Genomic DNA, 14,741 nt, shown 5'->3' with positions numbered 1-14,741 from the left:
ATAATGGCTGACAAAGTAACATTTGAATTGAAGGGATGGGACGAACTCAAAAGAGGTTTGGAACAGCTAGGCCCGGAGCTTGCTACTAAAGCAGGTAAGTCAGCCGCTCGCGCTGGTGCGAAGACCCTTGCCGATGAATTGAAGATAGCTGCTCCGGTTGGTGACGAAGATACCTCGCGAAGCTACCGCACAAAGAGCGGTGAAAGCGTAACAGTCGATTACGGCCACTTGCGCGACAACATCAAAGTACGAATGGCCCGACCAAAGAATGCGCACAATGTCGTGGCTTTGGTGACATTTGGTGCAGCGTTCTGGGCGCGCTTTCTAGAATATGGAACGTCGAAGATGAAAGCAAGGCCATTTGCTAAGCCGACATTCGACAATGCCAGTGTTCTAATGCTGGAAAAGATCAAGACACAGCTTAGCACTGCGATGGAACGCCTCGCACGTAAGTACGGGAGGCGCTGAACATGGATAGCGCATTCTACTCAGCATTAAGCGGATTAACCGGATCAACGAAAGTCTATCCTGTTCTTGCTCCTGACACTGCTGTTGCACCCTACATTGTCTATCAGCGCACCAGCACCCAGCGAGGCGCAGCCATTGACGGACTAATCGGACTGGTCGCAGCTTCATATCGCATCGACATCTACACAACCACGTTGAAGGCAGCGCAAACACTAGCTGAAACGATTGTAACCGGACTGGCTCAGCATAGTGCAGTACCAATCAACTACATTGGTATCGACAATGAACATGATGCTTCGGACTTGTCTGGCGATCCGAAGTTGTTCCGTATGATTGTAGAAGTGACAGCCCGCTTCACTACTGCCTGAACAATCGAACAAGCCTCCCACCAATAAATAGTCGGAAGCAAGCCCTGAGTGGCGAGCTACCTACTATTTGGAGGCTATAATAACAATGTCAACTGCCATCGAAACTCAGGGCACCGTCCTTTCAATCAAAGTCGGCGCTACTTTCACTGCAATCGCACAGATTACCGACTTCTCCGCGTTCAGCGGTTCTGCATCGGTGATTGACACTACCAATCTCGACAGCGTTGCCAAAGAAAAGTTGATGGGCCTACAGGACTTCGGTCAGGTAACGATCAACTTCAACGTAATTCCAAGCGATGCCGGTCAGGTTGCTCTTGAAGCTGCTAAGGCTTCTCGCGCTCTCACCGAGTTTGAACTTGTTCTAAACGATACCGCAAGCACCACTTTCGAGTTCTCAGGCTTCGTTCTGAGCAAGTCGCTGAACGGTGGCGTTGAAACGGCTGTTACTGGCTCGGCTACTATCGAAATCTCTGGCAACGTAACTGTTGCAGCAGGTGCCTAATGGCTCAGTTGGCTTCTAAGTCGTTCTTGCTTTCGCAGAAGCCACGTTCCGTCGATCTGTTCATTCCTGAGTGGGATGCAACAGTTCGACTGGAAGCGTTCAATGTGGAACGTCGCGTAGCTTTCACCTCGCTTCTTCAAGAGAATGCGAAGGCAGTGGCAAACCACAAGGCTGATCCCGAAAAATATCCCGCTGTTCAGGAGTTAGATGAGGCAATGGTAGGCATTGTCTTCACTATCGTTGACGAGAATGGCGAGCTTATGTTCACCGTAGATGACATTCCTGAATTGAGGAAACTGCCATACACACAGATTCAGCACATCTATCTGCACGTTATGTCACTGTCCTATTCAGCAGGTGACATTGTGAAGGAGGTTGAGGCCGAAAAAAAAGGCTGATGGATAACCCGGAGCAGATTTTCATGTGTCGATTGGCAATGGCTCTGGGAAAGACACTTGGCGAGATTGCTGCAATGCCAGTCTCCGAGTTCGCTACATGGTGTGCATTCTACCAGTTAGAACCTTGGGGCTGTCATGTTGAAGATCAACGCTCGGCCTATATGTTGAGCTTGTTCTATCAAGCCAACAGCAAACCGGGAACGCCACTACCAACATTCTACCAGCGTTGGCCCGAAGAAGAGAAGGTAGAGAAGCAACCAGAAGGCAATCTGCATACCAAAATCAAGGGGTTCTTTGCAGCTTACACAGAGCGCCAGAACAGGAAGAAGCAAGTCTAATCATAAATACTCCGTAAGCCCCACGGAGTATTTTTATGGCACAATTCGGCAGTCTATACGCAAGCCTCTCACTTAACAGCGCATCATTCATAAGTGGAATGAAGCAAGCTGCTAATGAGACTAGCAAAACATCGAACATCATCAAGGGGTCGATGGATAAAGCCACCTTTGCAATAAAGGGATTGGCTGCTGCCGTTGGCGTGGACATGCTCGCGGGGCTTACACAAAGCGCGCTCGACTACACCGATGCAATTGCCGACATGGCAGATCGAACCGGCGCTTCACTGAGGTTCATTCAGGAGTTTGGTTACGCTGCACAGTTGCAGGGATCGGATGTTGATACTGCTCGCGCTGGTTTGGAAAAGTACGCGAAGACCGTTGGTGACGCTGCAAACGGCAATGAAGCTGCTCAGAAGAAGCTAAAGGAATATGGCGTCACTGCGCTCGATGTTGACACGGCAGTCAAGCAAGCTGCTGACGGCATCAAGAAGATGGATAATCCGACCAAGCAGATGGCCGCAACGATGGACCTGTTTGGTAAGAAGGCAGGAACATTGACCCAGACACTTGCTGCTGGTTCCGAAGGTCTGGAACTCCAAGCGAGGGCTGCTCGCGATCTAGGGATCGTACTTGAAGACGGCATTATCCGTAACGCGGGTCAGGCGAACGATCAGCTTGATACTATGAAGATGATCCTGAACGCGCAAATGGCTGCGAATATCTCCGCTAACGCAGGCGCGATCACTGGACTCGTATCGGCAATTTCCAATGTGACAAGCGCACTCGCCAAGTTTTGGGGGCAAAATCCCGAAGTTGCGATGGGGATTTTGGGTGCAATGGCCGGTGGGTTGGTTGCGGGACCATACGGTGCGGCGGCAGGTGCAGCAGGTGGTGCATACGTCGGTCATAACATGCGCCAGTCCATGGAAGATAGCAGCATGGACGTTCGCTATCGCCAGAAGAAAATGCACGAGGCGAAAGCAAAGTATTACAATGCGAAGAACGGTCCCATCGTAGATGGTGGTCCGCTTCTGACTGTCAGGCACGACACACAGGCTTTGCTCAAAGAGTGGCAGCGACAGGTCGGGCTTCTTAATCAAGCTGTAGCCGCATCCAAGGCGCGAAATGCCCCACGCGATGCTACTCTGCCAACTCCAAAGGATGCTGGATCAAAGCCCAGTGGTTCTAGCGGCCCAACGGCTGCTGAACTTGCTCAGAAGGAAGCTGAGCGGAAGTACGCATATGAAACAGACGTTATGCGCGCCAATGCTGACTTGGCTCGTGCATCGTACATTGATCGCGGCAACTACGCAGAAGGCTATGCCAATGAACTAGCTGCTATCGATCAGGAACTAGCTGAGCGCAAGCGCGACATTTTGAACGATATTAAGACGCAGCAGAACACCAACGGCAAATACACAGAGGAAGAGGCTAAGAACCTTGTCCAGATTCAAGAGAGGATCGCTCTCGCTGAGAAGGACCAAATCAACAATGAGAAAGCCGCTCGTATTGAAGAGGAAATGCTCAAGAGCAAGGAAGCTGAACTGTCCGATCAGTTGGACATGCTCGGCCTATCCGGTGAATTGGCGAAGACAGCCCGCGAACGTAGGGCTATCGAACTACGCAGGCTGGAACTTGAGAAGAAGCGCGAGAAGCTAGAACTTGAAGCCGTTTTGTCAGCCACGAGCAAGGCATCGCCGGAAGAACGCGCCACAGCGCAGCGCAGGCTTGACGGACTAGACTCCAAATATGGCGCGATGTCCGACAGCGCGATCAAAAACACGATGGGGCCGCTCGAAAGCTATCTCGACAGCCTACCTGATAGCGCAGCAGAAGTTCAGGAGTCCCTTGAGGCAATCGGTGCCGAGGGATTGCAGTCAATCAGCAGCGGCCTTGCCGACGCGATTGTGAACGCGAAAAGCTTTGGTGATGTGTTCGAGGCTGTAGCCAAGAAAATCCTCGCCAGCATCGCGGAAATCATCATCCAGCAAGCTTTCATACAGCCGCTGGGCGGCGTTCTGAGCGGCGCTCTATCCGGCATTGGCATCGGCGGCGGCTCCGCTGGCGGCGGCGACATCGTGATGGGCGGGGCCTACAACAACTACATGGGTGCTCACGCGAACGGTGGTCTTGTGTCCTCATCTGGTTGGAAGCTGGTCGGTGAGCGCGGGCCGGAAGTTGTAAAGCTGAGTGGGGGTAGCAAGGTCATCCCCAACAACGTGCTGTCAGGACTTAGCGGTGGCGGTGGTGGGCCAACTATCAATGTCACAGTCAACGGCAGCGATAACGACGCTCGCACGAAAGAGATGGTTATGGAAGGCATCTTACAGTCACTTCCAATGGTGGTAAAAAAGGCTAACAACTACACGATGGAACAACTCAGCCGACCAAGGCTGTGAGCAAGAACCTCTCGCCCAATAAATATCTAAAATGGGCGAGAGGCTACTATAATGACAACATATCCGATCAGCGGACCCCCAATCACTCCATCGACCGAAGATATTAAGCTGGTCAATAATCAGGGTGTCGCTCAGTCACCCTTTTCCGGTCACGCTTCTATTGTGAACAACTTCTCACAGTGGCAAGTTCAGCTATCATTCCCGAACCAGAAGCGCGGAAGCAGCATTGCCAAAGAGCATGTTGCTTGGGTCATGTCGTTAAACGGCACAATGGGTAGCTTTCTTTATCAGCCTCATGGCAGCGGCAAAGCGATCGTCGGCAAGTCGCTCTACAACGGCGCTTATGCCGAAAGCAACGTCATCGCGGTAAAGGGCTGGACTGGAAGCGAGGCAACCGGGCTAGAAGTTGGCGACTATTTCAGCATCAACAACTCGCTCCATCAAATTACGGTGGTTCCGACGAACGCAACCAGCGGTCGCGCAAACATTGAGTTTCAGCCACCGCTCAGGAAGGACTATGCAGCGGATGCGATTGTCGAATTCGCAAATCCCAAGACAGAACTCCGCTTAGCAAGTGGTGACGAGTTCAACGGCTACAGTCAGGACGCGGAGGTCATGCACCTACGATCCCTTAGCTGCGTCCAGAAGCTGTAAGGAGCAAACATGCGCGACGGAATTACTGGCGAATGGCTAGACGCACTAGAAGCGCAAGGCATCCGAACTGCCATCATGGGCTATCTCGATTTCAAATCTGATCCAACCCGCTTGTGGACAGGTTGGACGACGATCCAGCCCATGGGTAGCGGCGACATTTATCTCGACAATTATGTATTCGACCCGATTGCCGAGGGCGTCCCGATCCAGATTGGCGAGAATACATTTTCGTATCAGGGGTCCGATCAGCTTGAACTGGCGCTCGCAGTGCCCCAAACTGCCCCTGACGCGCTCATAGCGGCCTCACTGGATAGCAGCGAATATAAGGGCCGTAGAGCTATCCTCTGGCGCGCTCTAATGATTACACCGCCCAACGCTGTAGCACCCGCAACATGGGCGTTCAGGCGCATCCGCAGCGGGATTATGGACAAGCTATCGCTGTCCTATGACGGACAGCAGCGCCTTTTCACGCTCACCATCGAAAGCCACGCGGCCTCGATCACGAACGCAACCGCCAGCACATATCTCGATCAGCCGCTATTCGATCCCGACGATACCAGCCAAGCCTATGCCGTCAGCATCGCTAACGATCCCCGCGTACCTGGCCGCCTTGCTACGGGAGAGAAGTGATGTTCCAGCGCACGAAATACTGGCCAGACGCGCTTTCAACCTATCTCGACCGCGTGAGCGAATATCGCTTTGATTGGGGCGCGACCAAGCCTGATACCCACGACTGTGCCACCTTCATTTGCGGCGCGATCAAGGCTCAGACGGGCGTGGACATTACCGAGGACTTTGCAGGCAAATATACGAGCTGGAAGGAAGCCGGGAAATGGCTGATCCAGAACGGCTACAGGTCGTTCTATGACTGCGCCAACCAGCGTCTAGGCGAGAGCGTACATGCTTCTCAAGCAAGGCGCGGTGACATTGTAGGCCGGCAAGCCAATGGGCGATTCTATCTCGGCGTCTGCGTTGGAAAGTTCAGCTACTTCCTAGACGAAAATGGCCTAGTACCATGGCCGTCTGTGGACTGCGATGCTTGTTGGCGCATCGGCTAACTAGGAAACCCAAGCGGTAAATACCTTACAACAAGTAGGGTATTTCGATGGGAAAAATCATTAAGTTCGTAGCAGTTGTGGCGCTTGCCGTAGTTGCTATGGTTGCTTTCAGTTATCTAGCACCAGCACTGTTTAGCGCGTTTGGCGGAACTGGCGCGCTGGCAGCAGCAGGAACTAGCTTTACTGCGATAGCAGCTAAAGTAACGGCAGGGTTGATTGTTGGTCTGGGTATGTCGCTGGCGTCCAGACTGATTATGGGTAAGCCCAAGTCATTCGGCTCTGGCCTCAGCTTCAACATAACAACAGACCCTACCGCACCTCGCAAGATCGTCTTCGGACGGACAGCAGCAGGCACGGACGAACGTTTCCATGAAAAGGTGAAGCGCGACAGTTGGGACTATCTGTCGGAACTAATTGCCAGCAATCCAAAGAGCGGCTTCTGGGGCCAAGTGCCCAAAGTGACCGTCTTAAAGAAAGGCGATTATCTTCACAGGGTCATCGCTCTCGCAAGCCATCGCGTTCACAAAATTTCGAAGGTCTATCTAGAGGACGAACTGTCCTATCTCAATGGCAGCACCACCGGCAAATATGATGACAAGAGCGGCCTTGTAATCGGTGCAGTTGCAGAAGGTGATACTGAAAACGCTGAAAAGTTCGGAAGCGGCGATTATTGGAAGAACACCGCGACGTTTACCGGCTGCGCCTATCTCAAAATGATCTTCCGTCTCAGCACGGACAATTACCCAGACGGCCTGCCAACCCGCATTACCACAATCGTTGATGGTTGCCCGGTTTACGACCCTCGCCTCGATAGCACAGTCGGTGGCGTCGGCTCTCACCGCGCCGACAATCAGGATACATGGTCCTTTATCAGCGGCTCGGAGGATATTGGCCGCAATCCGGCCCTAGCTCTGCTCACTTACCTCATTGGCTGGCGGATCAATGGTCGCCTTGCTTGGGGCATGGGCGTTCCTGTGGATCGCATAGACCTCGGCAATTTCATGACCTACGCCAATATGTGCGAGGAACCCGTCACCACGAATGATGGAGCAACGACCAATCGGTATTTCTGCGATGTGCTGCTCTCGACAGCCGATACCCACGAAACCAACATCAACATCATCGCTGCGGCAATGGGTACAGCTAAGCTGGTCGATACTGCTGGCATGTATCAGCTTATCGGCGGCTATGATGACCTAGACGGCCCATCGATCACGTTCACGCCGGACGATTTGATTGGGCAATACTCGCACACCGCTGATAATACGTCGCTCAAAGACACATTCAACATCGCTCGTGGTCGTTTTCCTGATCCTGAAAACCTGTACCAGTTGAACGATTGGGGACAGATCGAGATTGCGCCGCTGGACGACAACATACCGCGTCCAGTTGTCCTCGATTTTGCGGCCATCACCCGATTTGAGCAAGCGCAGCGCATTGCTAAGCAGAATCTAGTAAGGAACAAATATACCGGCACATTCAGTGGTATCTTCGGTCCCAAAGCATTCGCAGTACAGGTCGGCTCGCTTGTCCGCATGGTCGTCCCTGAATTAGGCTGGGTCACGAACGGAAAGCTGTTCCGCGTCATCAGCCAAAGCGAGACTGTGGACCTCGCGTTCAACATGACGCTTCAAGAGGAAGCTGCACAAATCTACGCATGGGACGACGACGAGACGAAAGAGCTTCCCCCGTACGTCAAAGTTCCTGCTTATGATCCGTATGAGAGCATTGGCGTTGAAGGGTTGGTGGCTTCAACGCGAACCATCACCAACAGCAACGGCGCACAAGTAGGCCAGATTGATGTTAGCTGGATCGCTCCCGATGCTGGCGTTCAAGCTATCCAGATTGAGTTCCGTGAACAGAATGGCGACACTTGGCAAACTGCAACTGACAGGTTCAGTCATGAAGCGGAGATGTTCTCGTTCTCTGCAATCGCTGGCGGCGTGAACCACATCATTAGAGCGCGCTTCCTCATGTTCAGCGGCATGTGGGGTAGCTGGACAGAGACGCAAGTTGAAAGCCTCAGAGACAGTTACGCTTCAAGCGTTGTCGGCTACTTAACCAATGAGAACGTCTCCTTCCCATCCGACGCAACCGGCAACATCACATAAATATCGGGAGTTCCAATATCAGGTGACAGCATGACCTCCCTCGATACATTTAGCGGTCAGTTCAAAATCTACGACAATGCGGTTGATGTGACGACCGGCAATGGCGCAATCTATGAAGTAGCATTTCAAGAAGGCTGCACTGTCACCATTGATAGCACGACCGGCGCCTACGGGGTTACGGCTGTTGAAGATGACAACGCCAATGCGACGTTCCGCGCCTACTATAATGGCTATGACATCTACAAGACGTTCACCATCGCAAAGGCCCGCGAGACTGACGGGACGAGCAAGTATGTTGAACTAGCAACCAGCCACTTCTTCTACGCCTATGACGCCAATAATGCGCCATTGCCCCAGACCACCACCCTTACGCTGACAAAGTTTAATCTTTCTTCGACAACGCAGTGGCGTTTGAAAAGGGTTGATAACACGGTTGTCGCAGAAGGCACGGCATCGGCCCTGCTAACTGCGGGAAAAATCAGCAGTTCAGCCAATGCCAACAGCATCGCTATCGACGCCCCTCTCTTTGACGACCTTTGCAGATCGAACGGCGTCTCTGCACTTGTGGTGGAGGCCGTAGTTCCCAATGGCAGCGAGTTCAGCACCGATAGGGTTACGCTCTATCAGATGCTCCAGCGTTCGCGCATCGCATGGGATAGCGTAACCGACCCCAACGGAACGAAGCCGGAAGACAACGCCACTGTTGGCGCACCAGAGGGGACATTTGTTGGCGCTCGCCCTGTCAGCGAGGTTCTTGCCGATTTGGAGTTCAACGCGGACTCCATGCTTGAGCAGACATTCCGCGTCGATAACATGGAAACTGTCTATGATGCCCGCACCTTTGTTGAAGGACAAGCGGTCGGAACTTTTGTCCTGAACGAACGCACGCAGCGCGAGACGGATATTGCAGCCATCAATACAACGCTCAATCTCATTGGCGCAAAAAGTTCAGATGGAACGGCGTTCGTTCTGGATGCGGCAACAGTTCAAAGCCAACCCGGCAAGACCCTAGCATCGACGCTAGAAGAAATCGGCGCGGCCAACAGTGAGCATGAAGCATCAATTATCAACCTCAACGAGATTCTGCTGAGCAGCGACGGCGTAACCGCAAAGTCCGTTCTTCAAACCAATGTCGATGGTCACATTACCGGAACGGTAAACACCAATGATGGGACAGTCGGTGAGTTCGCGATTGTCGCTGACGTATTGAGATTGATCGATCCCAACGATGGAACGCCAATTCAGCCATTCATTTATGCCGATGGCGTAATCAAGATGACCAACGTGGAAGTCGATACACTAAAGGTAGGAACTGGCGGCACCGTCGGCGCTCCGTCATTCAGTTCTGCAACATCGGCGGTTGCCGGAACTGGCACAAGCAACTGGCACACCATTCTTTCGCAGTCGATCACGCTTGCTAGTGCCGGTTCGATCTTTGCTCAAACTAGCGTGGGCCAAGGCTTCCCTGATGGCGATAAGACGTGGAATTTACGCCTCCGCATCAATGGTCAGAACGTTTTTGCCATTGGTGGTGAGAAGACCGCTGACAGCGTTTCGATGAGCGGCGGCGCGTCACTTGCGGCAGGGACATATTCGGTTGAGGTCCAGTTTGCGGCTGAAACCAGCGTTACAGCCAATAGCCGAACGCTCTTCTCTCTGCCGATCTACTGATAAGTAGGGTATGTCCAGAACACTCGATCAGCTTGATACCGATCTAGCGGCGCTTGAAACGACCGTTGGCGCGGAGTTGTCGCCTAGCCGTGCCGAACTCACCAATCAAATGTCGGAACTGCTCGACAAATGGCAGGCGCGGGAAACCGAATTTCGTACATGGATGACCGGCACGATCAACGGCGGCCCCAATGGTGACGGCTATTACCCACTGTCCGATTCCACCGGCTACACCCAGCTCGCAGCCTGCCCAGCAAAGCTGAGGGATATTTCACAGGTCATTATCCAGCGCATCACCCCTGCGTCCTCAAGCCTGTTCGTGGACGCACTTGCGGGGCCGGTCGCGCATATCACGCTGAACACGGCCAGCCTGACCCTCACAGTGGGCGTTACCACCGTCGATACAGCCCATGAGCATCGACTGCGCCTGTATCTCACTCAGGACGGATCGGGCGGCCGGGACATTAGCTGGCCGTCGAATATCGTCTGGAACCAGCAGCGCGAGCCGATCCTTTCGGTGACGCCGGGTTACACCGATATTATCGACCTATCGAGCATCGACGGCGGGCTGACTTGGTTCGGCATCTTTGCCGGGGTGGCGTTCACCTCATGACCGGCACCTTCTCAAACGACATAATCAGCATGATTATCAGCCTCCACAATTTCGTGGAGCGATATACCGGCGATGCTGCCGTGGGCGAGGACGCCAATTACCTCGTCAACAATGCCGGGGTGGTCAACAACTCGCTGCACTATGAAAGCGGTCGCGGTAGCTATCTGCCATCAAATGCGGCTACCAGCGAAAGCCAAGTGCTGCTCGCGCTGGGTTATATCCGTGCCTATGAAGCAACGGGAATCCCCATGTTCAGAGAGCGCGCCGTCAAGTTCACGGACGCCTATCTCGAAAACTACTTTCCGGCATATTCGCTGCCAATCTCCGTGGGCGAATGGCGGCATCATTGGGTAATCAACGGGAAATACCCGTTCAAGGTGCTTGGGCCGGTCGAGACGCGGGACTATCAGCAGTCTGGTTCGTTCGATCTTGTTGTAGATTTTGATGATGGGATTGGCTTCATCCCGCATGGCTCCCCGAACTTTGGCGAGCAAACCGCTCGCGTCTATTTTGCATACGGCCCTGTCGCTACTGCCAAGCTGATCTGGAAAAATGTCTTCGCCGATGTACTGGCCGATACCGGCGAGAAATATGCGGTGGATTATTTCATCGACAGCCGCCTGATGAAGATGGATGCAAACGGTGTTGAACTCGGTATCCAAGCGGGCGAAACGGCAGGCAAAATCAAGTTGGTTGAGCCATTCACCGGACAACTCAAAGTTGTCTCTGCTGCTCGCACAGGTGCCGTCATTGCGCGCAACAATGGCTTCGATGCTTGGCCTATGTGGCGCAAGCTGGGCTATGGCGAGTGCGCGAGCGCAATGGACGTTGAACTCTGGCACATCGAATTATTCAAAGCGATGTATGACAATACCGGCAACACCGACTATCTGCGCGCCTTCAACTCCGCTGCCTACTCGCTCGACTCCGCAACGCGACTGGACCCAGACGCCTACTACTTCAAAAAGAATCCAACCACTTCCAAATCCTTCAAACATGGCATCTCCTATTGGTCGCTCAGTAACACCACTAGAACCGCATTCGTTGGAGTTGATCGGGGCTACAGCACGATCACTAAATATGCGGAAACTGGTTCTGACGTTGCGGAACTGGAAGTGGCGCAAACCGGCGTTATCAACCGCGTCACCCCGGAGACCGTTCTTAACTGCGAAATGCTGCTGAACAGCCCCAACACCTTCTGCGATCTGACCATCACTGTTAGCGCCGAACTAGGAGCAGAGCCGCAAACGTTTAGCCAAGTGCTGCTTGCGAACGACAGCCTGAGTTCAGTGCCAGCCCGCGCCTTCAAGTTGAAGACGTTTCGCAGCAAGAAGAAAAGCGATGGCACCAGCTATCTGACCGCCGATCAGGCCGAGATCATGCCCAATTCGGGCGCGGTGGCGACCAAAGAGATAGGCTATTTCAATGATCGCCTCGTCGGCTTCGCCGGTATTTCCCTGCCATCCCCGGAAGCATATTGTGTCGTAGGGTTCTGGACCGTCGCATCGGGATCGATCGGCCTCGACACCCTTACATATCGCCTCAAGTCCGGTCGCTGCGCTATCACTATTCAGGACGCCGATGGATGGATTTGGGGCAAGGAATTAGCCGCAGGGACAGGTAGCTGGAGCCAATATACGCTCAGCGCCGGGGATCTCACGCCATGGCCCTACCAGAACAATACAGGGACGCCACCGAGCGCGTTTCCCACAGGGGACAGCTTCAACAGCTTCAGCTTCGCGCCGGTCCCTGAAACCGGGCCGGCCTCCATCGACGTATATTGCTATGGCGACGAGCCGACGAACTTTGATCTTCCCGAAGCGATGCTGACGGAAGTGAAGCTGAAAATGAAAAGCCGAGCCGCGATCACCGCGAGGTTCGGGGATATGTACGTCTCGAACAGCTTGCCGATCAGCTACCGTTACAGCCCCGGCGTCGTACCATTCACGACCGACAAAAACGGCAAGGAAGGCACCAAATTCTGGCGCGGGACGCCTTACGTCGCTTACCAATATCCTTCTGTCTGGGCGATGCTAGGCAAGCTGGATCATGTTAGCCAGGTCATAGAATTCTATGTGGACAGCCAGGACGATTACGAGGCCAAAAGTGGCCTGCGGGGTCCCTTCTCGCAGGTCTATATCTGGCCCAAATGGGATAACGTCGCATATGGACAGGCCGAAGGCTTCTCAGCAACCGGCCCTGACCCGAACACATATTGGGGCGGCTTCCAAGCGCGCTCTTTCAACGGCGCTGCCAACCTCATGTTGCAACTCGCCAAGGACGGAAATGCGATCCCGACCGCGCTTTATGAGGTGGTCGATGATTACGCGGGGTTCCTTGTCGAATTTCTGCGCGACAATGCGAACCAACCCCCGACGCTATTTGCTCAGGATGGATCATCACTACCCCTTGGCACTTACGACGAGCCGCATATTGCGGCGCTCCATATCAATGCCCTATCCGCGCTGATCGAGGCTGGTCATTCAACAGCCGACATTATTGAGGCGCGCGAACGCAGCCTTGGCTACCTCTACGCGCTATTCCGCAAGAGCGGGGATATGTCGGGTAGCTTTTCCCCAAGCCCCTCCACACGACTGTTCTACGGGTTCTGGGTAGGCGAAATTCTCAGGGCGCTTTCCTCGTCAATCATACTGGAAGATCAGCAGTTGCGAGCGCCGTCATCTGTCATCGCAGAACCGGAACAGATGGTATTTGAAGAGGAAACCTTTGTCACCCTCGAAACCGGCGAGATTCTAGCTTTCGACAAGCCAGTTGTCATGCCGCCGATTGAGATGGAATTTGCCGGACAAGTTACGATCACAACAGAAGCAGGAGACATCTTGGTGTTCGATTAAATAAAAACAAAAGACAGGAGACGCCATGGCGACAAAGAAGATTTCCGAACTCAGTAGCGCACCAAGCGTTGACGGGACAGAGACGTTCCCGATCTTAAAGTCCGGTTTCAATTACAAGATGACAGTTGCCCAAGTGCTGGCCTTGATTAGCAATGCGACCACCACTGTTGCGGGCTTCCTGTCTGCCTCCGACAAATCCAAGCTAGATGCCATTGAGGCTGGCGCTACCGCAAATGCGAGTAACGCGGCGCTTCGTGACCGATCCACGCATACCGGAACACAGAACGTCAGCACGATCACCGGCCTGTCCGATGTTGCAACCAGCGGGGATTATGCCGACCTGACCGGCCAGCCAACGGCGGCTACTACATCGGCTGATGGTCTTATGTCAGCTTCGGACAAAACGAAGCTGAATGGCATTGCTACAGGCGCGACAGCGAACGCAACGAATGCTGATTTAAGGGACCGTACCACACATACTGGAACGCAAGCAGCCAGCACGATTACCGGCCTTGCTACAGTAGCGACCAGCGGCAGCTATAACGATCTCTCGAACAGACCCATTGACGCCAACTATTCGCGCTTGCCAACTGTCGCCTTCCAAGCCGCGACCGGCACGACCGCAGGCACCGCCGCATTGGTCACAAAGGCAGTATTCCATGTTGGTAGTTCCGACGCTTCCAATACTGGCATCATCTTGCCGGGAAGCATGACCCTCGGAACTGAGTTCATCATCTTCAATGGCACGGGAACTGGCCTCAATGTTTATCCGCCGACAGGTGGACAGATCAACTATGCCGGTGTGAATACGCCTTATGCTCTTGGTGCCTATACGCCATTGCGACTGGTCCTGATCGACGTATCAGGCGGCGTCTATCAACAAATCTAAACAAGGCGATCCTGAGTAAATAGTTGACAACAACTATATTACGGGGTCGCCCACCATGAAAGCCAAAACCAAAGCCTTGCTAAAGAAGACTCTACCTATCTTCCAGAAGAAAGCTACTTGGGCGATCCTGATCGCTATTCCAAGCGCATTTCTAGGCTTAGACCCACATGCGAGAGAGAGCACAGCGGAACTTCTGTCATTGGCCGCTACTATCGTGTCTGCGGTGGTCAAATGATCGACAATCCCGTCAAGTTCGCAATCGACATTGCCAATGCAGCGCTTTCTTTCGGCGCAGCCCTCACTCTGAACGAATGGGCTGCTATCCTAGCTATCTGTTGGTGGGTCTATCGGTTCGCAGATGACTTCTACGGTAAATGGAAGAAAGGCAGGCACAAGCAGGTCTAGGTGGAAGTGTGA

At 53.4% G+C, this 14,741-nt stretch carries 15 protein-coding genes; all 15 read left to right on the top strand.

The window, feature by feature from the left end; all coding sequences use genetic code 11:
• Positions 1-3 precede the first annotated feature (3 nt).
• The 15 genes from MRBLMC3_RS00740 (at position 4) to MRBLMC3_RS00670 (ending at position 14,729) form a co-directional block, all read left to right on the top strand.
• Entirely contained in the window at positions 4-468 is a 465-nt protein-coding gene (locus MRBLMC3_RS00740) for an HK97-gp10 family putative phage morphogenesis protein (protein ID WP_363825105.1), read from the top strand.
• Between the two features lie 2 nt (positions 469-470).
• Positions 471-836: a tail completion protein gp17 gene (gp17, locus tag MRBLMC3_RS00735; RefSeq protein WP_363825102.1), complete on the top strand. Its 366-nt coding sequence runs from the start codon at positions 471-473 to the stop codon at positions 834-836.
• Between the two features lie 85 nt (positions 837-921).
• Positions 922-1,338 (top strand): phage tail tube protein, encoded by a 417-nt coding sequence (locus MRBLMC3_RS00730; protein ID WP_363825099.1) that lies wholly within the window; start codon positions 922-924, stop codon positions 1,336-1,338.
• Entirely contained in the window at positions 1,338-1,736 is a 399-nt protein-coding gene (locus MRBLMC3_RS00725) for a hypothetical protein (RefSeq protein WP_363825096.1), read from the top strand. Before MRBLMC3_RS00730 ends, MRBLMC3_RS00725 begins: the two co-directional genes overlap by 1 nt.
• Entirely contained in the window at positions 1,736-2,074 is a 339-nt protein-coding gene (locus tag MRBLMC3_RS00720) for a phage tail assembly protein T (protein WP_363825093.1), read from the top strand. The genes MRBLMC3_RS00725 and MRBLMC3_RS00720 overlap by 1 nt, the downstream gene beginning before the upstream one ends.
• A gap of 98 nt (positions 2,075-2,172) precedes the next feature.
• Entirely contained in the window at positions 2,173-4,473 is a 2,301-nt protein-coding gene (locus tag MRBLMC3_RS00715) for a hypothetical protein (RefSeq protein ID WP_363825090.1), read from the top strand.
• Between the two features lie 51 nt (positions 4,474-4,524).
• The gene (locus MRBLMC3_RS00710) at positions 4,525-5,127 is read left to right on the top strand and encodes a hypothetical protein (RefSeq protein WP_363825087.1); all 603 of its coding nucleotides are present in this window, start codon (positions 4,525-4,527) and stop codon (positions 5,125-5,127) included.
• A 9-nt stretch (positions 5,128-5,136) separates the two neighbouring features.
• Positions 5,137-5,757, top strand: a complete 621-nt coding sequence (locus tag MRBLMC3_RS00705) for a hypothetical protein (RefSeq protein WP_363825084.1) — start codon at positions 5,137-5,139, stop codon at positions 5,755-5,757.
• Positions 5,757-6,185 carry a DUF6950 family protein gene (locus MRBLMC3_RS00700; protein WP_363825081.1) on the top strand — a complete coding sequence of 143 codons (429 nt, stop codon included), beginning with the start codon at positions 5,757-5,759 and terminating at the stop codon, positions 6,183-6,185. The genes MRBLMC3_RS00705 and MRBLMC3_RS00700 overlap by 1 nt, the downstream gene beginning before the upstream one ends.
• Before the next feature lie 47 nt (positions 6,186-6,232).
• On the top strand, positions 6,233-8,296 hold the full coding sequence (locus tag MRBLMC3_RS00695) for a hypothetical protein (protein WP_363825079.1): 2,064 nt from the start codon (positions 6,233-6,235) through the stop codon (positions 8,294-8,296).
• A gap of 30 nt (positions 8,297-8,326) precedes the next feature.
• Positions 8,327-9,967 carry a hypothetical protein gene (locus MRBLMC3_RS00690; protein WP_363825076.1) on the top strand — a complete coding sequence of 547 codons (1,641 nt, stop codon included), beginning with the start codon at positions 8,327-8,329 and terminating at the stop codon, positions 9,965-9,967.
• Positions 9,968-9,977: 10 nt separating this feature from the next.
• Positions 9,978-10,580, top strand: a complete 603-nt coding sequence (locus tag MRBLMC3_RS00685; RefSeq protein WP_363825073.1) for a hypothetical protein — start codon at positions 9,978-9,980, stop codon at positions 10,578-10,580.
• On the top strand, positions 10,577-13,435 hold the full coding sequence (locus tag MRBLMC3_RS00680; RefSeq protein ID WP_363825071.1) for a hypothetical protein: 2,859 nt from the start codon (positions 10,577-10,579) through the stop codon (positions 13,433-13,435). The genes MRBLMC3_RS00685 and MRBLMC3_RS00680 overlap by 4 nt, the downstream gene beginning before the upstream one ends.
• A gap of 25 nt (positions 13,436-13,460) precedes the next feature.
• Positions 13,461-14,324, top strand: coding sequence for a hypothetical protein (locus tag MRBLMC3_RS00675; protein ID WP_363825068.1), 864 nt, complete (start codon positions 13,461-13,463; stop codon positions 14,322-14,324).
• 231 nt (positions 14,325-14,555) lie between these two features.
• The gene (locus MRBLMC3_RS00670; RefSeq protein ID WP_363825065.1) at positions 14,556-14,729 is read left to right on the top strand and encodes a hypothetical protein; all 174 of its coding nucleotides are present in this window, start codon (positions 14,556-14,558) and stop codon (positions 14,727-14,729) included.
• The last annotated feature ends 12 nt before the right edge of the window (positions 14,730-14,741 follow it).

This window comes from Sphingobium sp. LMC3-1-1.1 (assembly GCF_040676285.1).
Classification (GTDB): Bacteria; Pseudomonadota; Alphaproteobacteria; order Sphingomonadales; family Sphingomonadaceae; genus Sphingobium.
This window is presented reverse-complemented; position numbering and strand designations above follow the sequence as displayed.

Coding starts and splice junctions, on each gene's coding strand:
- MRBLMC3_RS00715 (WP_363825090.1), top strand. CDS start 2,173: ATGAAGCAAGCTGCTAATGAGACTAGCAAAACATCGAACATCATCAAG.
- MRBLMC3_RS00720 (WP_363825093.1), top strand. CDS start 1,736: ATGGATAACCCGGAGCAGATTTTCATGTGTCGATTGGCAATGGCTCTG.
- MRBLMC3_RS00670 (WP_363825065.1), top strand. CDS start 14,556: ATGATCGACAATCCCGTCAAGTTCGCAATCGACATTGCCAATGCAGCG.
- MRBLMC3_RS00675 (WP_363825068.1), top strand. CDS start 13,461: ATGGCGACAAAGAAGATTTCCGAACTCAGTAGCGCACCAAGCGTTGAC.
- MRBLMC3_RS00695 (WP_363825079.1), top strand. CDS start 6,233: ATGGGAAAAATCATTAAGTTCGTAGCAGTTGTGGCGCTTGCCGTAGTT.
- MRBLMC3_RS00690 (WP_363825076.1), top strand. CDS start 8,327: ATGACCTCCCTCGATACATTTAGCGGTCAGTTCAAAATCTACGACAAT.
- MRBLMC3_RS00725 (WP_363825096.1), top strand. CDS start 1,338: ATGGCTCAGTTGGCTTCTAAGTCGTTCTTGCTTTCGCAGAAGCCACGT.
- MRBLMC3_RS00685 (WP_363825073.1), top strand. CDS start 9,978: ATGTCCAGAACACTCGATCAGCTTGATACCGATCTAGCGGCGCTTGAA.
- MRBLMC3_RS00705 (WP_363825084.1), top strand. CDS start 5,137: ATGCGCGACGGAATTACTGGCGAATGGCTAGACGCACTAGAAGCGCAA.
- gp17 (WP_363825102.1), top strand. CDS start 471: ATGGATAGCGCATTCTACTCAGCATTAAGCGGATTAACCGGATCAACG.
- MRBLMC3_RS00700 (WP_363825081.1), top strand. CDS start 5,757: ATGTTCCAGCGCACGAAATACTGGCCAGACGCGCTTTCAACCTATCTC.
- MRBLMC3_RS00730 (WP_363825099.1), top strand. CDS start 922: ATGTCAACTGCCATCGAAACTCAGGGCACCGTCCTTTCAATCAAAGTC.
- MRBLMC3_RS00710 (WP_363825087.1), top strand. CDS start 4,525: ATGACAACATATCCGATCAGCGGACCCCCAATCACTCCATCGACCGAA.
- MRBLMC3_RS00680 (WP_363825071.1), top strand. CDS start 10,577: ATGACCGGCACCTTCTCAAACGACATAATCAGCATGATTATCAGCCTC.
- MRBLMC3_RS00740 (WP_363825105.1), top strand. CDS start 4: ATGGCTGACAAAGTAACATTTGAATTGAAGGGATGGGACGAACTCAAA.